The sequence below is a fragment of the Actinosynnema sp. CA-299493 genome (assembly GCF_050946825.1).
Classification (GTDB): Bacteria; Actinomycetota; Actinomycetes; order Mycobacteriales; family Pseudonocardiaceae; genus Actinosynnema.
On sequence record NZ_CP191993.1, the window covers coordinates 2,682,620 to 2,704,564 of the forward strand.

12 protein-coding genes are annotated in these 21,945 nt (G+C 70.6%); 7 read left to right on the forward strand and 5 right to left on the reverse strand.

Going from position 1 to position 21,945, the window contains the following annotated elements; genetic code table 11:
• The first annotated feature begins 7 nt into the window (after positions 1–7).
• The 3 genes from ACQPYE_RS12830 (at position 8) to ACQPYE_RS12840 (ending at position 3,466) form a co-directional block, all read left to right on the forward strand.
• Positions 8–1,294 carry an ABC transporter substrate-binding protein gene (locus ACQPYE_RS12830; RefSeq protein ID WP_498721335.1) on the forward strand — a complete coding sequence of 429 codons (1,287 nt, stop codon included), beginning with the start codon at positions 8–10 and terminating at the stop codon, positions 1,292–1,294.
• Positions 1,291–2,442, forward strand: a complete 1,152-nt coding sequence (locus ACQPYE_RS12835) for an enolase C-terminal domain-like protein (RefSeq protein ID WP_498721336.1) — start codon at positions 1,291–1,293, stop codon at positions 2,440–2,442. Before ACQPYE_RS12830 ends, ACQPYE_RS12835 begins: the two co-directional genes overlap by 4 nt.
• Positions 2,443–2,527: 85 nt before the next feature.
• Positions 2,528–3,466, forward strand: a complete 939-nt coding sequence (locus ACQPYE_RS12840; protein ID WP_498721337.1) for a pectate lyase family protein — start codon at positions 2,528–2,530, stop codon at positions 3,464–3,466.
• Between the two features lie 604 nt (positions 3,467–4,070).
• Here ACQPYE_RS12840 and ACQPYE_RS12845 read toward each other — a convergent pair.
• The gene (locus ACQPYE_RS12845) at positions 4,071–7,901 is read right to left on the reverse strand and encodes a discoidin domain-containing protein (RefSeq protein ID WP_498721338.1); all 3,831 of its coding nucleotides are present in this window, start codon (positions 7,899–7,901) and stop codon (positions 4,071–4,073) included.
• A gap of 311 nt (positions 7,902–8,212) precedes the next feature.
• Between ACQPYE_RS12845 and ACQPYE_RS12850 the strand changes: the two genes are divergently transcribed.
• Complete coding sequence (locus ACQPYE_RS12850; RefSeq protein WP_498721339.1) at positions 8,213–10,675, forward strand: tetratricopeptide repeat-containing protein; 2,463 nt, start codon at positions 8,213–8,215, stop codon at positions 10,673–10,675.
• Between the two features lie 37 nt (positions 10,676–10,712).
• Here the strand turns inward: ACQPYE_RS12850 and yjfF are convergent, their stop codons facing one another.
• The 4 genes from yjfF to ACQPYE_RS12870 all read right to left on the reverse strand — a co-directional run bounded on the left by yjfF (position 10,713) and on the right by ACQPYE_RS12870 (position 15,345).
• On the reverse strand, positions 10,713–11,663 hold the full coding sequence (yjfF, locus tag ACQPYE_RS12855; protein WP_498722894.1) for a galactofuranose ABC transporter, permease protein YjfF: 951 nt from the start codon (positions 11,661–11,663) through the stop codon (positions 10,713–10,715).
• Positions 11,664–11,734: 71 nt separating this feature from the next.
• A complete protein-coding gene (locus ACQPYE_RS12860) occupies positions 11,735–12,712 on the reverse strand; it encodes an ABC transporter permease (RefSeq protein ID WP_498721340.1) in 978 nt (325 codons plus the stop codon).
• Positions 12,709–14,220, reverse strand: a complete 1,512-nt coding sequence (locus tag ACQPYE_RS12865; RefSeq protein WP_498722895.1) for a sugar ABC transporter ATP-binding protein — start codon at positions 14,218–14,220, stop codon at positions 12,709–12,711. The genes ACQPYE_RS12860 and ACQPYE_RS12865 overlap by 4 nt, the downstream gene beginning before the upstream one ends.
• 141 nt (positions 14,221–14,361) lie before the next feature.
• On the reverse strand, positions 14,362–15,345 hold the full coding sequence (locus ACQPYE_RS12870) for an ABC transporter substrate-binding protein (protein WP_498721341.1): 984 nt from the start codon (positions 15,343–15,345) through the stop codon (positions 14,362–14,364).
• Between the two features lie 485 nt (positions 15,346–15,830).
• Here ACQPYE_RS12870 and ACQPYE_RS12875 point away from each other — a divergent pair, with 485 nt between their 5' ends.
• The 3 genes from ACQPYE_RS12875 to ACQPYE_RS12885 are packed head-to-tail and all read left to right on the forward strand — an operon-like array spanning position 15,831 to position 21,800.
• Positions 15,831–17,804 (forward strand): immunoglobulin-like domain-containing protein, encoded by a 1,974-nt coding sequence (locus tag ACQPYE_RS12875; protein ID WP_498721342.1) that lies wholly within the window; start codon positions 15,831–15,833, stop codon positions 17,802–17,804.
• Positions 17,805–17,823: 19 nt separating this feature from the next.
• Entirely contained in the window at positions 17,824–20,301 is a 2,478-nt protein-coding gene (locus ACQPYE_RS12880) for an alpha-L-arabinofuranosidase family protein (RefSeq protein ID WP_498721343.1), read from the forward strand.
• Positions 20,298–21,800 carry a family 43 glycosylhydrolase gene (locus tag ACQPYE_RS12885; protein ID WP_498721344.1) on the forward strand — a complete coding sequence of 501 codons (1,503 nt, stop codon included), beginning with the start codon at positions 20,298–20,300 and terminating at the stop codon, positions 21,798–21,800. Before ACQPYE_RS12880 ends, ACQPYE_RS12885 begins: the two co-directional genes overlap by 4 nt.
• Positions 21,801–21,945 lie beyond the last annotated feature (145 nt).

Here is a 21,945-nt window from a genome sequence, read left to right on the forward strand (position 1 = left end):
GAGCATCATGAGAAAACTGCTGGTCGCCGTGGTCACCGCCGCCCTGGCGCTGTCCGCCTGCTCGTCCGAGGGAGGTGCGGGAACCGACGGCAACGTCACCATCACGTTCTGGGACAACAACGGCGGGCCCGCCCGTGAGCCGATCTACAAGGAACTGATCTCGCGCTTCGAGTCGGCCAACCCGAACATCAAGGTCGAGTACGTCGGCATCCCCAGCGCGTCGGTGCAGCAGAAGTACGACACCGCCATCGCCGGCGGTGAGACGCCCGACGTCGGCGGCGTGACCACCTCGTACCTCGCGCACCTGGTCGGCCAGGAGGCGCTGGCGCCCCTCGACGACCGCATCAACAGCGGCCCGCTGAAGGACAAGCTGCTCCCGTCCCTGGTCGAGACCGTCCGCCAGACCGCGCCCGACGGCAAGCTCTACATCGTGCCGTCCTCGGCCAACATGGACATCGTCTGGTACCGCACCGACTGGTTCAAGGACGCGGGCCTCGAAGCCCCGAAGACCTGGGACGAGTTCGTCACCACCGCGGAGAAGCTCACCGACACCGCCGCGAACAAGTACGGCTACACCATCCGCGGCGGCGCCGGCTCGGTGTTCCAGCTGATCACCGAGGCCTACGCCTACTCCGGCGTGGACAACTTCTTCAAGGACGGCAAGAGCACCCTCAACGACCCGGCCAACGCCGAGCTCGTCGACAAGGTCGCCGCCCTCTACAAGAAGGCCACCCCCGAGGCCGACGTCAACAACAGCTTCACCCAGATGATCGCCCAGTTCACCGGCGGCTCGGTCGCGATGATGCACCACAACCTCGGCTCCTACAGCGACGTGACCAAGGCGCTCGGCGACAAGGTCGCCGCCATGCCGCTGCCGGTCGGCCCGAGCGGCAAGCGGACCGTCGTGCCCAACCCGACCGACGGCTTCGCGGTGTTCAAGAACAGCGAGAACCAGGACGCGGCCTGGAAGTTCGCCGAGTTCCTCACCTCGGCCGAGTCCAACAGCTACTGGAACGAGAAGGTCGGCCAGATCCCCGCCAACACCGACGTGCGCAGCGCGGCGTGGATCGACTCCGCCGCCCACGTGAAGATGGCGCTCGGCGTGCTGGAGGACCCGGCCACGATCCTCGTGCCCGCGCCGGTCTACCTGCCGCAGTACTCGTCGATCACCAAGACCGACAGCGAGCCCCAGTACCAGAAGGTGCTCCTGGGCGAGCTGACCGGCCAGCAGTTCCTGGACGACATGGCCAAGAAGCTCACCGAGGCGCAGAAGGAGTGGGAGGACCGCAAATGATCGAGCGCGTCGAGGTGTCGGTGTTCACGACCACCGCGTGGACCGCGGTGGACCCGCACGGGCACCGGCACCCGAGCGCCGAGCACGAGATCCGCGAGGCGCTGCTCGAGATCACCGACTCCGACGGCGTCGTCGGACGCGTTCAGGTGCACCCCGACCAGCTGCGTCCCGCCGTGCTCGACTCGATCGTGAAGCCCGTGCTGACCGGCGCGGACCCGTGGGACCGGGAAGGGCTGTGGCGCAAGATGGCGCGCAAGCAGCGCGGCTCCCACGGCCGCTTCACCGACCGGGCGCTCGGCTACGTCGACACGGCGTTGTGGGACCTGGTGGGCAAGAAGGTCGGGCAGCCGGTGTGGAAGCTGCTCGGCGGCGCCCGGTCCCGCGTCCCGGCCTACGCCAGCACCATGTGCGGCGACGAGATGCCCGGTGGGTTGAGCACGCCCGGCGACTACGCGTCGTTCGCGAAGCAACTGGTGGAGCGCGGCTACCGGGCGATCAAGCTGCACACGTGGATGCCGCCGGTGCCCGGCGCGCCCAGCGTGCGCGCCGACATCGCGGCCTGCGAGGCGGTGCGCGAGGCCGTCGGGCCCGACGTCGAGCTGATGCTCGACGCCAACCACTGGTACTCGCGCACCGAGGCGCTGGAACTGGGCCGGGCGCTCGAAGGGCTGGGCTTCTACTGGTTCGAGGAGCCGATGGAGGAGGCGTCGATCAGCTCCTACCGGTGGCTGGCCGAGCAGCTGTCCATCCCGGTGATCGGCCCGGAGGTGGCGTGGGGCAAGCACCTCACCCGCGCCGAGTGGATCACCTCCGGGGCGTGCGACATCCTGCGCGCCGGCCCCACCGACGTCGGCGGCATCTCGCCGACGGTGAAGGCCCTGCACCTGGCCGAGGCGTTCAACATGGACTGCGAGATCCACGGCGACGGCTCGGCGAGCCTGGCCGTGCTCGGCGGCACCGACAACGGCCGCTGGTACGAGCGCGGCCTGCTGCACCCGCTGCACGACTTCGACCGCGTGCCGCCGCACCGGCTCGCGATGGCCGACCCGCTCGACGCGGACGGGCACGTCACCCTGACCTCCTCTCCCGGTCTCGGTGACGAGTTCGACGTCGAGCACATCCGCCGGCACACCGTGGAGAGGTGGTGAGTCCGGTGTAGACCTCAGCTCGCCGTCACGTGGCAATTCCCGCCGCCGGTTCCCTTTTCATCCACAGTCGTATGGAGGAAACCGCATGTCCCGCAACATCTCCCGCGCGCTGCTCGCGGCGACGGCCCTGGCCGCGTCCGTGATCATGGTGCCTTCGGCCAGTGCCGCGCACTACAACCTCGAGGGTTGGGGTACGCAGTGCGGTGGCACCACCGGTGGCGCCGGTGGTGGCACGGTCACCGTGAGCGACGCGACGTCGTTCATCAACGCGGCCAAGTCGACCACCACGCAGACCATCCGGGTCTCGGGCACCATCACGTTGTCCAGCATGACCAAGATCGCGTCGAACAAGACGGTCATCGGGGTCGGCTCGGGCTCCACCATCGCCGGGCACGGCCTGAACGTCGCGAACGCGTCCAACGTCATCATCCGGAACCTGAACTTCCGGGACTGGAGCGACGACGCGATCAACGTCCAGTACTCGACCAGGGTCTGGATCGACCACAACAGCCTGCGCAACGGCTACGACGGCGCGATCGACATCAAGCGCGCGTCCGACTGCGTGACCGTGTCGTGGAACAAGATCAGCTCCCACGACAAGTCCATGCTGCTCGGCCACGACGACGGCAACGGCAGCGAGGACCGCGGCAAGCTGCGCGTCAGCTACCACCACAACTGGTTCGACGGCACCAACCAGCGCCACCCGCGGGTCCGCTTCGGCAACCCGGTGCACGTCTACAACAACTACTACGGCGGCGTGACGTCGTACGGTGTGGCTTCCACGATGGAAGCCGGTGTGCTCGTGGAGTGCAACTACTTCGAGAACACCGAGGACCCGTTCCACCGCGGTGAGGGCTCCTCGCCCGCCGCGAACCTCCTGGCCCGCAACAACCACATGGTGAACTCGGGTTCGGGCGACCAGGGCGGCTCCGTCAAGTCGATCCCGTACGGCTACGTGCTCGACTCCTGCTCCGGCGTGAAGTCGGTCGTGACCGGCGGCGCGGGCGTGGGCAAGGTCGGCTGACCACGTCCCGCGGTTCGGCGGCCCCTGGCGACCTCTCCCAGCCAGGGGCCGCCTCCGCGCGCGTCGTTGGTCACCTGATCGAGCGAACCGTGCGTGAATGGAAACCGATCGGGAAACTTTCGGCGCACCATTGACGTTGCCGGGAAAGTAAGGAGGCGGCACCCCCGGGGCGGCGTGTAGGCAGGGGGACGTCGGTGGGGGCGCTTGCCAGGAGGGCTTGTAGGAGGGCTTGGCAGGGGCGCGGAGCGTGGTGGCTCTCGTTGGCGGTGGTCATGGACGGTGGTGGCAGGGCGGTGGTCACAGCGGTCCGGTGCCAGCGGCGTGGGCTGCGTGAGCTGCGCGTGGGCTGCGCGAGCTGCATGAGGTGCGCGCGGACTGGGTGAGCGGCGTGAGGTGCGCGTGGACTGGGTGGCTGCGCGGAATGCGTGGACTGCGCGGGCGACGGGCGACGGGCGACGGGCGCGCGGACAGTGCCCGAGCAGTGCCCGAGCAGAGAGTGCCCGAGCGTTCGTCATCGCCTGCACGAAAGCGCCGCCCTGGGGGACAGGGCGGCGCTTCGCGGTAGAGCGGCCTGCGTGCAGCCTGGACGAGGCTTGCGTGCGGGCTACGGGTTGATGGTGATGGTGAACGTCGAGGTCCGGTTGCGGATGTTCTCGGCGTTGTTGCTCAACCGCAGGTTGTTGAAGGTCACCGAGCCGACCGCGGGCCCCTGCCCGACCTCAGGCAGCTCGTTGGCCCACACGCCGATGCCGGACTTGTGCTCGAACTGGTCGCCGCTCAGCCTGGCGCCGGAGATCGAGATGTTGGTCAGCACCGTGTCCTGGATCGGGTTCTCCGGTGTCGACCCGGTGTACTTGGTCTGGAACATGATCCCCGCGTACGTCGGGTCGATGATGTCGACGTCGTCGACCCGGATGCCCCGGAACGGCTTCGACGCCGAGAACATCCAGATCGCCGGGAACGTCTGCCCGTTCCAGAAGTGCCCACCGGTGCGCACCAGCGTGATCCCGCTGAACGTCGTCGGCTCGGGGCCGAAGCCGTTCATCGGGTACCCGAAGTCCAGCGAGCTGATCGTGACGCCCGAGTAGGTCAGCGTGTCGGCGATGTAGATGTTGCGGAACGTGTTGAGGAAGCCGCCGTACACCGCCAACCCCGCCGCGCGCCAGGTCGTCAACGACGACAGGTTCTCGTACACGTTGTTCTTCTCGTCCGCCCCGCCGGCGTCGATCGCCGAGAACAGGGCGAAGCTGTCGTCACCGGTCGAGCGGGCTTCGATGTTGGCGACCCGGTTGTCCGTGCTGCCGTTGGTCATGTTGATGCCGTCGGCGAACATGTTCCGGATCCGAGAGTCCTTGATGGTCATGAAGTCGGTGTTCGCGCCCCAGTAGAGGCACACCATGTGCTCGGCCCAGATGTTCTCGATGGTGATGTTGGCGACGTTCGCGAAGTCGAACACCTTGCCCGGCCCGTCGATGCGGGACGTGTAGTTGCCGAAGAACGCGAACCCGCTGAACGTCGACCCGTTCACCGACTGCTCGGCCCGGAAGCCCGCGTCGGTGTTCTCCTGCGTGCTCGGCACGACGAACTTCGTGAACCACGGCCCCGCGCCGATCACCCGCACCGGCTTGCCGTACACCTGGAACTTCTGCGCCGTGGTGTACGTCCCGGCAGGCAGGTACACGCCGAGCAGGGTGCCGCTGGTGTCCATCCGGAACCGGTCCAGGGCGTTCTGCACGTCCTGGTGGCCGAACCCGGTCGGCGTGAGGTATCGGGCGGGGTCGGGGTTGGCGCGCGCCACGGCGTTCTCGAAGTCGACGAAGTCGATGGCGTAGTTGGTGGTGTTCGCCGCGTCCTTCTGCAGCTTGATCTTCGTGCCGGCCGGGAACGTGCTGTTGAGCAGCACGTTCGCCTCGTCGTAGATGTGCCGCGGCCCGCCGGCGCCGGGGGAGTTGCCCGGCGAGGCCTCGTTGCCGTAGAGCCAGATGTGCCGCGAGTTCAGGGTGATCGCCTTGTGGAACGACCCGTTGACGTACACGTTCAGCGTGGCGTCGATGCCGCCGCCGCCCGCCGCGTCCGGGATGGAGAAGCGGGTGACGAGGGTGTTGGTCGACCCGCTGGTGGTGAACTCGACCGACGAGCCGGTGCTGTTGAGCGTCACCGCGCGCCGACCGGACGCCTCGCCGGCGAGGTCGCCGATGGTGCGGTTCGGGCCGATCTTCTGCGCGCCGCCAGCGGTGACGGCGTCCTCGGCCTCGACGTGCTCCCACGGCACGTTCGCGCCGCGGCCGACGAACAGCGACTGCGTGGTCAGGTTGTTCGCCTGTCGGGCCGCGATCTCGTTGGCGTCCACCGCGACGTCGGTGCGCAGCGTGTACTTGCCGTTGGCCGCGGCCCAGGTGCCCAGCGTGATCGCCGTCGCCGACTGGCCCGGCTGGATCGCGCCGGTGTGGCTGCCGGTGAACGTGCGCACGGTCGCGCCCGTGGTGGCGTTGACGAGCGTGAGCGTGACGCCGTGCGCGCCGCTCGCCGTGGCGATCGAGCCCTCGTTGCGCAGCACGACGCCGAAGGTGGTGCTCTGGCCGTTGGCCGGGTTGTTCGGCGACCAGCTCAGCGCGCCGACCAGGTCCGAGCTGGGCACGGGCGTGACGACGAGGGCGGTCGGGTGCAGGCGGGCGTTGTTGGCCTCGTTCTGCTCGACGACCTTCTTCGTCTCGTCGACCTTCGCGGTGTAGGAGTAGGAGCCGGAGCCGCGCGGGCCGATGGTGGCGGTGACCGTCGCCGACGCGCCCGCCGCGAGGGCGCCGACCTGGGCCGTGCCGACGGCGTCGGCGCCGAGGAAGAACGTCACGTCGGTCGCGCCGGACGCCGCCGTGCCCGCGTTGCGCACGGTCGCGGACAGCGTGACCGGGGTCGTCTCGACCGGGCTCGCCGGCGTGAACGACGTCGCGGTCACGGTCAGGTCCGGGTTGGGCGCGGCCACGCCGAACACCTGGAACTCGGCGACCTGGCCGCCGGGCGCGCCGGTGTTGGCCGTGATGCGCAGCTGCACGTCCGCGACCCGCGCGGCCAACGGGATGGTGACCGTGTTGCCGGACGCCGGGGTGAACGCGTAGTCGCGGGCGGGCGCCAGGCTGGTGAAGCCCGAGGCGCTCTGCTCACGGCCCAGCACCTGGATGTTCTGCGTGCGGGCGCCCCACGCCGACGACGGGTCGAGCTTGAGCACGACCGAGCTGAGGTCGGCGTTCGAGCCGAGCTGGGTGGTCAGCGTGTTCGGGTAGGTCGCGCCTTCCCAGTACGTGGTGACGTCGTCGTCGTTGGCGTTCGTGGCCACGAAGGTGAACGTGTGGGAGGAGGACGTGATCGGCCTGCCCTTGGCCAGGTTCGCGCCGGAGTTCGGCGAGCCCGGCCTGGTCACGGAGCCGCTGGGCGGCGACTGGTTGCCCGCCGCGTCCTTGGCGATCACGTGGTAGGTCACGGCGGCGCCGTCCGGCTGGGAGTCGGTGTAGGTCAGCGCGGTCCCCGGCAGGCTGGTGCGCAGCGCGCCGTTGGCGTAGACGTCGTAGCCGGTGACGCCGGTGTTGTCGGTGGCGGCCGACCAGGTCAGCCTGATCTGCCCGGACTGCGGCGAGGTGTACGCGAGGTTCGCCGGCGCGGACGGCGCCTGCGTGTCGCCGGTGGTCGGGCCGTGCACCTCGAACTCCGCGACCTGACCGGCGGGCCACGCGGAGTTGCCGGTGATCAGCAGCCGCACGAACCGCGTGGTGGTCGCGGTGAACTGGATGGTCACCGCGTTGTTCGCGGTCGGGTTGAACGCGTGCTGCGCCGACGGGACGAGGTCGCCGAAGTTCTGGCCGTCGGTGCTGTGCTGCACGGCCAACGTCTGCGTGCGCGCGCCCCAGCCCGTCGTCGGCAGCTTGAGCACGACCCGGTCGACCTTGACCGCCGCGCCGAGGTCGGCCCGCAGCCACTGCGGGAACGCGTTGTTCGCGCTCTCCCAGTAGGTGGCCTGGTTGCCGTCACCGGCGTTGGCCGCCTGGTAGACGTCGTTGTGGCTGCTCGCGCTGTAGGTGGCGGCGAGCTGGGCGGTGACGTCGGAGGCTTGGCGGACGTCGATGTCGTGGACCCGCGCGCCGTCCACGCGCACGTAGCGCACCAGCGTGGGGTCGAAGTCGAACGACTGGTCCTCGCCCCGGCGCGGCGCGGACGGCACCAGGGTGGCGAACCCCTTGCCGTCGAGGCTGGTCTGGACGGAGAACGTGGCGTCGTCGTCCGGCAACGACAGCCGGACCTGGTCGATGCGGGTCGGTCTGCCGAGGTCGAGCACCCCGGCGGTGGGCGCGGCCTGAGCGGCAGGGGGGCTCAGGGTGAACGCGGTGAGGGTCAGGGCGACCAGGGAGGAGAGGAGGCGTGATCGGGCGCGAGTCGTCGTTGACATCGTCGTGCTGGCCCTTCTCGTTAGGGCAATTCCGGGGTTCTTGTCAGAAAGTTCCGCACACTTGTCGATTTCTTGCGTAACCGAATCGCAGCGTTGCAGAGCCCCAACCGGAAAGTCAACGGTCGGACGCCCGAGTAGGCCATCCGCACCAACACGACGACGGCGACCCCGACCGGGGTGAGCACGACCTCCGCCTGCCGGGGCCCGGAGCCGGGCGGTCGACTCGACGGGACGTGCCGGCGGGGGTCGGCGGAACCCCCGTTCCGGGCCGTTGCGGGGATCTAGACTGGTGATCATCTGGGGAGGTGGCGGTGAGCGACCCGAAAGCGGCGTTCGCGCAGGCGCTGGCGCGGTTGCGGGAACGGTTGCCCGACCTGTCCGACGAGGCGCTGGCCCGGCGCGCGAGCGCGGTCGTGCTGCCGTCCGGCCGGCGGGTGGCGGTGAACGCCCGGCGGCTGGGCGAGTGGGTCGGCGGCCAGTCCGTGCCCCGCGACTTCGACGGCGTGCTGGCGGTCGCCCTCGCGACCGGCGGCGTGCCGAAGCTCAACGACCTGCGCGACCTGTGGCGCGCCGCGCACCAGGACCGCCGCGCCACGCCGAAGTCGGGCCGCGTGGTCGTGGGCCGTCCGCCCAGCGACGCGGCGGCGTTGCGCGACCGCGCCGAGCTGGCCGATGCGATCGACGCCGCGTCGCGGGCGCGGGACGTCCGCCAAGTCCTCCTCACCGGCCCCGGCGGCGTCGGCAAGTCGCAGCTGGCGACCGCCGCGTTCCACCGCGCCCGCGCCGACGTGCTGGTCTGGGTCGGCGCCCGGACCAGGCAGTCCGTGCTCACCGGCTACGCGCGCGCCTGGCGTGCGCTGAAGTCCGCCGCGGGCGCCGACGACGAGGCGCAGGCCGACCTGTTCCTCGCCTGGCTGCGGTCCACCACCACGTCGTGGCTGGTGGTGCTCGACGACGTGGACGACCCGGCGGAACTGGCCGGCCTGTGGCCCACCGGCGACGCGGGCCGCAGCCTGGTCACCACGCAACGCCGTGACGCGGCGCTCCTCCGCCCGGACACGCGGGTGATCGGCGTCGGCATGTTCGACCCGGAGGAGGCCGCCGGCTACCTCTCCGCCCGCCTCGCCGTCGACCCCCGGCACGACCCGGACCGGCTGGCCGCCCTCGCCGACGCCCTCGGCTGCTTCCCCCTCGCGCTCTCGCAGGCCGCCGCGTTCCTCATCGACAGCGGCACCGACGTGCCCGCCTACCTGGACCTGCTGGCCGACCGGCGGCACCGCGTCGCCGACCTGTTCCCCCCGACCTCACCCGCCGACGAGCACCACGACACCGTCGCGGGCTCGGTGCGGCTGGCGGTGGAACGGGCGGAGTCCCTGGCCGCGGGCGCGGTCGACCTGCTCGGCCTGATCTCGGTCCTCGCGCCGGACGGCATCCCCGAGGCCGTGCTGCTCGACGGTGGCCGCGGCCTGCCCGCGCTGCGCGCGTTGCACCGGCTCAGCCTCGTCACCCACCAGGACCACCGGGTCGAGGCGCACGCGCTCGTCCAGCGCACCGCGCGCGACCTGGTCGGCGACCTGGCGCCGGTCGCCGTGAGCGCGGCCGACGCGATCGAGCGCGTCTGGTCCACCGCCGACCCCGACACCGCCGCCGCGCTGTACCGCAACGCCGAGGTCCTGCGCTCGGTCGCGGGGGAGCACCTGTGGCACGGCGGCATGCACCCCGTCCTGCGCCGGCTCGGCCAGCACCTCGCCGAGATCGGCAGGCCCGCCGCGGCGCGGGACGTCGCGGCGGACCTGCTGGCCCACGCCACCGACCCGCGCGACGTGGTCGTCCTGCGCACCCAGGTGGCCAAGGCGATCGGCGACCTGGGTGACCCGGCGACCGCCCTGGCCCACTTCGGCGAGATCCGGGCCACCGCCGAACGAGACCTCGGCCCCACCGACCAGGACGCCCTGTGGGCCCGCTTCCACCAGGCCACCTACCGCCTGGAGACGGGCCTCATCGAGACCGCGCTGGCCGAGCTGACGTCCCTGGTCGAGTCCTGCGACCTGCCCGCCGCCCACCCGCTCGTGGTGGCCGCCGAGGACGACCGCGCGCTGTGCCTGGGCCTGTCGGGCGACATCACCGGCGCGCGTGACGCGGCGGACGCGCTCGTCACCGTGCTGCGCGAGGAACTGGGGCCGAGGCACAAGCAGACGTTGCGCGCGATGCTCGGCCTGGGCCGGTGGATCGGCGAGACCGGCGACGCCCGGCTGGCCGTGGCCACGTACCAGGAGGCCGTCGACGGACTGGAGGCGGTGGCCGGGCGCGCCCACCACGACACGTTCATCGCCCGGCACAACCTCGCCTACTGGCGTGCCGTGGCGGGCGACCTGCCCCGGGCGATCACCGAGTTCGACACCGCCGCCGCCGACGCCGGGCGAGCCCTGGGCGAAGGCCACCCGACCACCCTCACCTACCGGTCCAACCTGGTGTTCTGGCAGGGGATGGCCGGCGACCCCGGCGCGCTGGACGACCTGACCGCGCTGCGCGGCCCGGTGGAGCGGGTCTTCGGCCCCGACCACCCCCGCGCGCTGCGGACGCGGCAACAACGGGCCCACCTCCTGCACCGCGCCGGACGACGGGACGAGGCGGTCGACGAGCTGCGCGCCGTGCTGGCGGAGATGTCCGCCGTCCAGGGCGGGAACCACCCGCGCACCAGGGAGGCGGCCGACCTGCTGGCGGGCTGGGAAACCGACCACCCCGCCGACGACGAGACCCGCCGCCCGGACTGACCGGGTGACGGGTCTCGACGTCGCGATCCCGGAGGACCTAGGTGCGCCGCACGATGATCCGCTGCAACGCGATGAACGCCAGCAGCAGCGCGCCGATCACGATCTTCGTCCACCACGACGACAGCGTGCCCTCGAACGAGATCAGCGTCTGGATCGTGCCCAGCACCAGCACGCCCACGACCGACCCGATCACGAACCCGACCCCGCCGGACAGCAGGCTGCCGCCGACCACGACGGCCGCGATCGCGTCCAGCTCCATGCCCACCGCGTGCAGGCTGTAGCCGGACAGCATGTAGAGGCTGAACAGCAACCCGCCCAGCGCCGAGCAGAACCCGCTGATCACGTAGACGCCGATCTTGACCCGGGAGGTCGCCAGGCCCATCAGCCGGGCGGACGACTCGCTGCCGCCCACCGCGTACACCGTGCGCCCGAACCGAGTCAGGTGCAGCACGTACACCGCCGCGAGCACCGCCACCAGCGCGATCACCACCCCGTACGTGATGGTCACCCCGCCCGGCAGCTCGATCGACCCCGTGGCCATCGCGCGGAACGTCGAGTCCTTGATCGACACCGATTCCACGCTGATCACGAACGTCAGCCCGCGCGCCAGGAACATGCCCGCCAGCGTCACGATGAACGGCTGCACGCCGAACCGGTGGATCACCCACCCCATCGCCAGCCCCAGCCCGGAACCGGCCGCGAGCACCGTGAGCACGACCAGCCAGACCGGCCACCCGGCCTGCAACGTCGCCGCCGCGATCATCGTGGACAACGCCACCACCGACCCGACCGACAGGTCGATGCCGCCGGTCAGGATCACGAACGTCATCCCGACCGCGAGCACGATCAGGAACGCGTTGTCGATGAACAGGTTCGCCAGCACCTGCCCGGACGCGAACCCCTCGTACCGCACCGAGCCGACGCCGAACGTCGCCACGAACACCACGAACGTCGCGATCACCGGCAGGAACCGCTTGGGCACGGTCACGCGCCCGCCACGGGACCGACCCGGTGCGCCCGACGCGGCGACCTCCGGCTCCACGACCACTGTCTGCTGCTTCACGCGGGCACCCCTTGCTTCCCACGAACCCCACGAACCCGAATCCGGACCGGCGCCTGCAACAGGCACACCGCGATCACCACGATCGCCTTGAAGACCAGCGTGATCTCCGGCGCGATGCCGATCGTGTAGACCGTCGTGGTCAACGTCTGGATGATCAACGCGCCGAGCAGCGTGCCGGTCAACGAGTACCGGCCGCCGGCCAGCGACGTGCCGCCGATGACGACGGCCAGGATCGCGTCCATCTCGATCCACAGACCGGCGTTGTTGGCGTCCGCCGCGCTCACGTTCGAGCTGATCATCAACCCGGCCACGGCCGCGCACAGGGCCGCGAACACGTACACCGTCCAGATGATCGTGCGCGCCCGCACGCCGGCCAGCCGCGACGCCGACGGGTTCACCCCGACCGACTCGATCAGCATCCCCAGCGCCGTGCGCCGGGTCACCAGCGCGACCAGGCCCAGCACCGCCAGGCTGATCAGGATCGCGATCGGCAGCACCACGAACCCCGCGCCCACCTCCCGGAAGGCCGGCGAGTCCACCGTGACGATCTGCCCCTCGGTGATGAGCATCGCGATACCGCGCCCGGCCGTCATCAGCACCAGCGTGGCGATGATCGGCTGGATGCCCAGCACCGACACCAGGAACCCGTTCCACAGCCCCAGCACGCCGCACAGGACGAGCGCCAGGCCCATGCCGATCCACGCGTCACCGCCCGAGGCGATGTACGTGCACGTCACCGCGCCCGCGATCGCCGCGACCGCGCCCACCGACAGGTCGATGCCCCGGGTCGCGATCACCAGCGTCATGCCCAGCGCGATCAGCAGCGTCGGCGCGCCGTTGCGCAGGATGTCGATGAGGCTGCCGTAGAGGTGGCCGTCCTGCAACCGCAGCGAGAAGAACGACGGCGTCACCACCACGTTCAGCACCAGCAGCGCGACCAGCGCGATCACCGGCCACAGCAGTCGGTTCTTCACGACACCACCGCCTTCCGCACGTCCTCGTCCACGCCGTGGTCGCCGCCGCCCGCGATGAGCGCCATCACGTCGTCCACGCCCACGTCACCGTCCAGCTCGGCCACCTTGTGCCGGTCGCGCATCACCACGACCCGGTCGGACACGCGCACCACCTCCTCCAGCTCGGCGGAGATGAACAGCACGGCCATGCCCTCCGCGGCCAGGTCCGCGACGACCTTCTGGATCTGCGCCTTCGCGCCGACGTCGATGCCGCGCGTCGGCTCGTCCAGGATCAGCAGCTTCGGCTCGGTCACCAGCCACCGGGCCAGCAGCACCTTCTGCTGGTTGCCGCCGGACAGGTTGCCGACCGCCCGGTCGGGGTCGGCGGGCCGGATGTCCAGCAGCTCGATGTACTTCGCGACCAGCTCGTCGGCCAGCTTGCGCGGCACGGGCCTGGCCCAGCCGCGCGCGGCCTGCATCGCCAGGATCAGGTTGTCCCGCACGCTCAGGTCGGCCACGATGCCCTCGGCCTTGCGGTCCTCCGACGAGAACGCGATGCCGGCCCCGATCGCCGCCCTGGGCCCGGTCAGCCGCAGCGGCTTGCCGTTGACCAGGACCTGGCCCGAATCGGCCTTGTCCGCGCCGAACAGCAGCCGCGCCACCTCGGTGCGGCCCGAGCCGAGCAGCCCGGCCAGCCCGACCACCTCGCCCGACCTGACCTCCAGGTCGAACGGCGCGACGGAGCCCTTGCGCCCCACGCCCTCCGCCACCAGGAACGCCTGGCCCGGCTTGCCCGAGCGGCGCTCGATCTCCTCCAGCACGCCCATCTCGCGGCCCAGCATCGCGGACACCAGGTCGATCCGGCTCAGCGACGCGGTCAGGTGCTCGCCGACCAGGCGGCCGTTGCGCAGCACCGTCATCCGGTCGGAGATCTCGTAGACCTGCTCCAGGAAGTGCGTCACGAACAGCACCGCGACACCCTCGTCGCGCAGCACCCGGATGATCCGGAACAGCTCCGCGACCTCGTCGGCGTCCAGGCTCGACGTCGGCTCGTCCAGCACGAGCACCCGCGCGTCCACCGCGACGGCCCGCGCGATGGCGACGAGCTGCTGCACGGCGATCGGGTGGCTCTCCAACACCGAGCCCGGGTCGACGTGCAGCCCGATGCGCGCCAGGAGCTCGGCGGCACGGGCGCGCATCGCCTTGCCGTCGATGCGGCCGAACTTGCGCGGCTCGCGCCCGAGCAGGATGTTCTCCGCCACGGTGAGGTTCCCGCACAGGTTGACCTCTTGGTACACCGTGCTGATCCCGGCGGCCTGCGCCTGCGCGGGACCGTGGAACGAGACGGACTCGCCCGCGTAGCGGATCTCGCCCGCCGCGAGCGCGTGCACGCCCGTCAACGCCTTGATGAGCGTCGACTTGCCCGCTCCGTTCTCGCCCATCAACGCGTGGACCTCGCCGGGGAACAGCCGGAAATCCACCTCTTGCAGGGCTTTCACTCCGGGGAACTCCACCGAGATGCCCCGCATGTCGACGACCGGCTCGGTCACCGGACAACTCCCCTCACGCGACCCTCACCACAAGAACCTCACGACAAGACCCTCACACGACAACGACGGGAGCGGCCCCCGCCACCACACCCGGTGGGTGGCGGGGACCGCGGCTCGGGATCAGTACTTGCGGTTGGGGAGCTCGGTCTTCGCCTGCTCGACGGTGAACGTGCCCTCCTCGGTGACCACCCGCGGCGGCACCTCCTCGCCCGCGACGACCTTCTTGGCCAGCTCCATCAGCTGCTTGCCGAGCAGCGGGTTGCACTCGACGATGAAGTTGATCTCACCGGCGGCCAGCGCGGTCATGCCGTCCTTCACCGCGTCCACGGTGATGATCTTGATGTCCTTGCCGGGCACCTTGCCCGCGGCCTTGATCGCCTCGATGGCGCCCAGGCCCATGTCGTCGTTGTGCGCGTAGACCACGTCGATCTGCGGCACCGACTTCAGGAACGCCTCCATGACCTGCTTGCCGCCCGACCGCGTGAAGTCACCGGTCTGCGTGGCCACGACCTTCAGGTCGGTGCCCGCGATGGCGTCCTCGAAGCCCTTCTTGCGGTCGATCGCCGGCGCCGCGCCCGTGGTGCCCTGGAGCTCGACGACGTTCTTCGCGCCCGCCGCGTTGGTCTTCAGCCACTCGCCGGCCTTCTTGCCCTCTTCCACGAAGTCCGAGCCGAGGAACGTCTTGTAGAGCGACGTGTCGTCGGAGTCGACCGCGCGGTCGGTCAGGATCACCGGGATGTTCGCGCGCTTGGCCTCCAGCAGCACGGCGTCCCAGCCGGTCTCCACCACCGGGCTGAAGGCGATGACGTCCACCTTCTGCTGGATGTAGGACCGGATCGCCTTGATCTGGTTCTCCTGCTTCTGCTGCGCGTCGGAGAACTTGAGCTCGATCCCGGCGGCCGCGGCCTCCTCCTGGACCGACTTGGTGTTCGCGGTGCGCCAGCCGCTCTCGGCGCCCACCTGGGCGAAGCCCATCGTGATCTTGCCGTCGTCGTTGCCCTTGGGGGCGCCCGTCGACCCCGCGTCCCCGGACCCGCCGGATCCGCACGCGGTCAACGCGGCCAACAGGACCGCGGCGGCGGCGGTCGTGATCTTCTTCAACACTGGTCTTCCTCCGTGTGAACCCGAGACACTGACGGGAACGGCGAACCGCGTGACGGTGGTCACCTGGGGCACAAGAGTGAACGCTCACAATCGGCCAGTCAACCCCCCGGAAACGTCAACTTTGCATCCTTGACACGTTTGTTAGGCCGGTCGTATGTTAGCGCTCACTTTTGTGACACAGCCCACCCGTTCACCCGGATGCCCTGTTCATCCGCGGCTCCGCGCCGCGCGCCAGACGAGAGCGACGCCCTCACATGGTCACCCTTCGCCATCGTCCACGCACCCTTGTCGCGATACTCGTCGCGGCGGTGGCCGCGGCGGCTTCGAGCGCTCCGCCGGCATCCGCCGCCGACGGGCTCGTGCTGCACTACCCCCTCACCGAAACCGACGGCGCCGTCGTGGCCGACACCTCGGGCGGAGGTCGCAACGCAACCGTTATCGGGGACGCCACCCCGGGCGGGCCTGAAGGCCTTCAGCTCGGCGGCGTGGACGGCCACGTGAAGCTGCCCGACGACCTCCTGCGCGGCTTGTCCGAAGTCAGCGTCTCGCTCCAGGTGCGCATCGCGCCCGACCAGGCGACGCCCTACTTCGTCTACGGCCTGGGCAACTCCTCGGGCACGGCCGGCAACGGCTACCTGTTCACCACCGGGAACGCCTACCGGTCGTCCATCGCCACCGGCAACTGGTCGACGGAGCAGACCGTGACGGCGGGGCGCGATCTCGCCAGGGGTGTCTGGAAAACGCTTACCTACACCCTCGGCGGCGGCACCGCCGTGCTGTACGAGGACGGCGTCGAGGTCGCCCGCAAGACCGGCGTCACGACCACCCCGGCGATGATCGGCGGCGGCGCGACGACCGCCAACCACATCGGCCGCTCCGTCTACGGCGGCGACCGCCACCTCAAGGGCGCGGTCCGCGACTTCCGCCTCTACGACCGCGCCCTCACCGCGGCCGAGGCGCACGACCTCGGCTTCGTCGCCGACGACGAGAAGGGCCGCCGCGACCTGGCCGCGATCGACCTCGGCGACACCTCCGCCGTCACCGCGAACCTGACCCTGCCCACCACCGGCCCCTACGGCTCCGCCGTCACCTGGCGGTCCGGCGACCCCGCCGTCGTGTCCGCCGGCGGCGTCGTCACCCGTCCCGCGCCCGGCGGCGCGCCCGTGACCGTGACGCTCACCGCGACCGCGTTCGGGCAGACCCGCGACTTCCAGGTCACCGTGCGCCCGCAGTTGACCGACGACGAGAAGGTCGCCGAGGCCGACGCCGCGCTGGTGGTGTGGGACGAGGACGACATCCGGGGCAACATCACCCTGCCCGCCACGGGCCTGCACGGCACCACGATCACGTGGCGGAGCAGCAAGCCCGGGACCATCACGCCCACCGGCGAGGTCACCCGGCCCGCGTTCGGCGAGAAGCCGGTGAAGGTGCGGCTCACCGCCGAGATCCGGGCCGGCCGGGAGACCACCCGCAAGAAGTTCAAGGTCACCGTCACGCCCCTGCCGGAGAAGCAGGACTACGAGGGTTACCTGTTCGGCTACTTCACCGGCGAGGGCTCGGCGACCGGCGAGCAGGTCCACTTCGCCGCCAGCCGCGGCGACGACGCGCTCAAGTGGGACGAGCTGAACGGGGGCAACCCCGTGCTGACGTCGTCGCTGGGCGACAAGGGCGTGCGCGACCCGTTCATCATCCGGTCCCCCGAGGGGGACAAGTTCTACCTCATCGCCACCGACCTGAAGGTGCACGGCAACGGCAACTGGGACCTGGCGCAGCGCCGGGGCAGCCGGTACGTCGAGGTCTGGGAGTCCACCGACCTCGTCGACTGGGGTCGGCAGCGCCACGTGCCGGTCTCGCCGGAGACGGCGGGCAACACGTGGGCGCCCGAGGCGTACTACGACGAGTCGATCGGCGCCTACGTGGTGTTCTGGGCCTCGAAGCTCTACGCCGAGGACGACCCGGGGCACACCGGCGACACCTACAACAAGATGCTCTACGCGACCACGCGCGACTTCCGCACGTTCAGCGAGCCGCAGGTGTGGGTCGACCCGGGCTACTCGGTCATCGACTCCACCGTGATCAAGCACGGCGACGAGTACTACCGGTTCACCAAGGACGAGCGGAACACCACGTCCACCACGCCGTGCGGCAAGTTCATCCTGGCCGAGAGGTCCGCGCGGCTGCGCGACACGTCCTACGACTTCGTCGCCGACTGCATCGGCAAGGGCTCGATCAACCAGGGCGAGGGGCCGACGGTGTTCAAGTCCAACACCGAGGACCGCTGGTACCTGTTCATCGACGAGTTCGGCGGACGCGGCTACGTGCCGTTCGAGACCACCGACCTCGCCTCCGGCGAGTGGACCCCCGCCACCGGCTACGAGCTGCCCAGCCGACCGCGGCACGGCACCGTGCTGCCGGTCACCGAGGTCGAGCTCGACCGCGTCCGCGCCGCCTTCCCCTGACCCCCTCACAGGAGCACGCATGTCCCGCGTCGTGATGGCCGCGGCTCTGACCGCGACCCTGCTCGTCGCCGTGCCCGCCTCGGGCACGGCCGCCGACACCGACTACACCCTCACCATCGATCCCACCGCCAAGGGCGCGACGATCGACGACACGATGTACGGCGTCTTCTTCGAGGACATCAACCGCGCCGCCGACGGCGGCCTGTACGCCGAGCTGGTGCAGAACAGGTCGTTCGAGTACAGCACCGCCGACAACGCCGCCTACACGCCGCTGACGGGGTGGGCGCCGACCGGCGGCACGCTGGACGTGGTGGACGACGACGCCCGGATGAACGAGCGCAACCGCCACCACCTGCGCCTCGGCCTGCCCGCCGGGGTGATCAACGCCGGCTACAACTCGGGCGTCGCGGTGGAGAAGGGCAAGCGCTACGACTTCTCCGCCTGGGCCCGCACCGACCAGGCCGCCGGCACGCCGCTGCGCGTCGGCCTGACCGACCCGGCGGGCAAGGACCTCGCGCCGCCGGTGGAGGTCCGGGTCAGGGGTGACGGCTGGACCGAGTACACCGGCGCGTTCACCGCGCGCGAGTCGTCCACCACCGGTCGACTGCTGCTGAACGCGGGCGGCACGGGCACCTTGCGGCTCGACATGGTGTCCCTGTTCCCGCAGGACACCTTCAAGGGCCACGGCCTGCGCAAGGACCTGGCGGAGAAGATCGCGGCCCTCGACCCGGGCTTCGTCCGCTTCCCCGGCGGGTGCCTGGTCAACACCGGCAGCCACCAGGGCTACGACGCGCCGGGCTTCGAGCGCCGCCGCTCCTTCCAGTGGAAGGACACCATCGGCCCGGTCGAGCAGCGCGCCACCAACTGGAACTTCTGGGGTTACAACCAGTCCTACGGCCTGGGCTACTACGAGTACTTCCAGTTCTCCGAGGACATCGGCGCGATGCCGCTGCCCGTGGTGCCCGCCCTGGTCACCGGCTGCGGCCAGAACCGGGCCACCGACGACCCCGCGCTGCTGCGGCGGCACATCCAGGACACCCTCGACCTGATCGAGTTCGCGAACGGCCCGGCCGACTCGACGTGGGGCCGCAAGCGGGCCGAGATGGGCCACCCGGCGCCGTTCGGGCTCACGCACGTCTCGGTGGGCAACGAGGAGACGCTGGCCGACGAGTACTTCGCCCGGTTCACCCGGTTCCGCGCCGCCATCGAGGCCGAGCACCCGGACATCACGGTGGTCGGCAACTCCGGCCCCGACGACACCGGCGCCAACTTCGACCGGCTGTGGCAGCTCAACCGCGACGCGGGCGTCGACCTGGTCGACGAGCACTACTACAACAGCCCGAGCTGGTTCCTGGAGAACAACGACCGCTACGACGGCTACGACCGCAACGGCCCCGAGGTGTTCCTGGGCGAGTACGCCTCGCAGGACAACCGGTACGCCAACGCCCTCGCCGAGGCCGCGTTCATGACCGGCCTGGAGCGCAACGCGGACGTGGTCAAGCTCGCCTCCTACGCGCCGCTGCTGTCGAACGAGGACTACGTGCAGTGGCGGCCGGACATGATCTGGTTCAACAACCACGCCTCCTGGGGCTCGACCTCCTACGAGGTGCAGAAGCTGTTCATGACCAACGTCGGCGACCACGTGGTCGGGAGCACGGCGTCCGGCACGCCGTGGAGCCCCGCGCCGATCACCGGCGCCATCGGCCTCTCCTCCTGGGCCACCTCCGTGGCCTACGACGACGTGAAGGTCACCTCCGCCGACGGCCGTGAGCTGTTCGCCGACGACTTCTCCGTCGACAGCGGCGCCTGGACGGGCAACGGCGCGGGCAGCTGGGGCGTGGTGGACGGGCGTTTCGTGCAGTCCGACACCGCGGCCACCAACCCCCTGATGACCGCGGGCGACCCGACCTGGAACAACGTCACCTTCAGCGTGAAGGCCACCAAGCTGTCGGGCAGCGAGGGCTTCCTGATCCCGTTCGCGGTCAACGGCACGGGCAACCCGTTCTTCTGGAACCTCGGCGGCTGGAACAACACCCGCTCCGCGGTGGACGGCGGCAACTCCTCTCGCGTGTTCCACGCCGACGACACCAAGATCGAGACCGGCCGGACCTACGACCTGCGGGTCGAGGTCCGCGACCGCGCCGTGAAGCTCTTCATCGACGGGCGGCTGTGGGCCGCGTTCACCGACGAGGCGAACAAGAACCCGGAGCCGTTCCGCCAGGTGGTCACCCGCGACGAGGCGACCGGCGAGCTGATCGTCAAGGTCGTCAACGCGCAGTCGAACGCCGCCCGCACGAAGATCGACCTGGGCCGGGGCTCCTGGGTGGTGCCGACCGCCAGGGCCACCGTGCTGGAGGGCCTGCCCGACGACGTGAACACCGAGTTCACCCAACCGGTGAAGGCCAGGCAGACGCAGGTGCGGGTGTCGAGCTCCTTCACCCACACGTTCCCGCCGAACTCGGTCACGTTCCTGCGCATCAAGGACCGCCGCCGATGACCCCGCCCAGCACCTCCGCGATCGGAGCTCCCGTGTCCCTGGACCGCAGAAGCCTGTTCCGCGCCGGCGGCGCGCTGGCCGTGGCGGGCGGCCTGACCGCCTCCGCGTCGGCCGTCTCCGCGCAGGGCGGCCCCGAGGCCGCCTCGACCGCCCCCGGCGGGCTGCCCACCCGCAACCCCCTGGTCGAGCAGCGCGCCGACCCGTTCATCACCCGGCCGGTGAACGGCATGTACTACCTCACCGGCTCGGTGCCCGAGTACGACCGGGTCGTGGTCCGCGGCGCCGCCACCCTCGACGGGCTCGCGGACGCCCGGGAGCGCACCATCTGGCGGCGACCGCCGTCCGGGAAGATGGGCGGCTACATCTGGGCGCCGGAGCTGCACCGCATCGACGGCAAGTGGTACGTCTACTTCGCCGCCGGCGACTCCGACGACCCGTTCCGCATCCGCACCTACGTGCTGGAGTCCGCCAAGGACGACCCGCGCGAGGGAGGCTGGGAGCTGAAGGGGCAGGTGGTCACCGCGTGGGAGACCTTCACCCTCGACGCGACCACCTTCGAGCACCGCGGCAAGCGGTACTTCCTGTGGGCGCAGCACGAGCCGGGCATCGACACCAACACCAACCTCTACATCGCCGAGATGGCCTCGCCGCTCACGCTGAGGACGACGCCGGTGCGCATCGCCACGCCGACGCTGGACTGGGAGGTGCAGGGCTTCCGGGTCAACGAGGGCGCGGCGGTGCTCATCCGCAACGGCCGGGTCTTCGTGACCTTCTCCGCCAGCGCCACCGACGCCCGCTACTGCATGGGGCTGCTCACCGCGGACGAGAACGCCAACCTGCTCGACGCGCGGTCGTGGACCAAGACGCCGACGCCGGTCTTCACCACGAACGACGCCACCCGCCAGTACGGCCCGGGGCACAACTCGTTCACCACGGTCGGGGACCGGGACGTGCTGGTCTACCACGCCCGCGACTACCGGGCGATCACCGGCGACCCGCTGTTCGACCCGAACCGGCACACCCGGGTGCAGGAGCTGCGCTGGAACGCCGACGGCACGCCCTGCTTCGGCGTGCCGGTCGGGAAGGGCGGGCCGGTGGTGCGGCTGTCGCCCGCCGACGCGCCGACCCTGGTCGTGCGGCACTTCGAGTACAAGCTCCGGGTGGACGGCGACGTGCGCGACCTGGCCGACTCGCAGTTCCGGTTCGTGCCCGGTTTCCTCGGCGCGGGCACGGTGGCGCTCCAGTCGGTCAACTTCCCGGACCGCTACGCGCGGGTCGACGGCGGCGCGGTCCGGGTCGACCCGTTCGAGGACACCGACGCCTACGGCCGGGCCGCGTCGTTCGTGCGGGAGCAGGGGCTGACCGACCGGGCCGGCGTGTCGTTGCGCCCGGCCGCGGACACCGACGCCTACCTCGCGCACGACACCGGGCGGTTGGTCGTGTCCAAGCCGGGTGGTGACCGACGCGCCCGGGAACGTGCGACATTCAGGGTGTCCTGACGCGTCCTGCGCAGGTGGGAGCGGTCCTTGGTGGACAATGTCCGGGAGTGCCTTCGCGGTCAACCGGGCGTGTTATCGCTAACATCCAGTTCGAAGGTGTGCAGGTCGACAGGGGAGATGGGGCGCTAGTGGAGCACAGGACCTC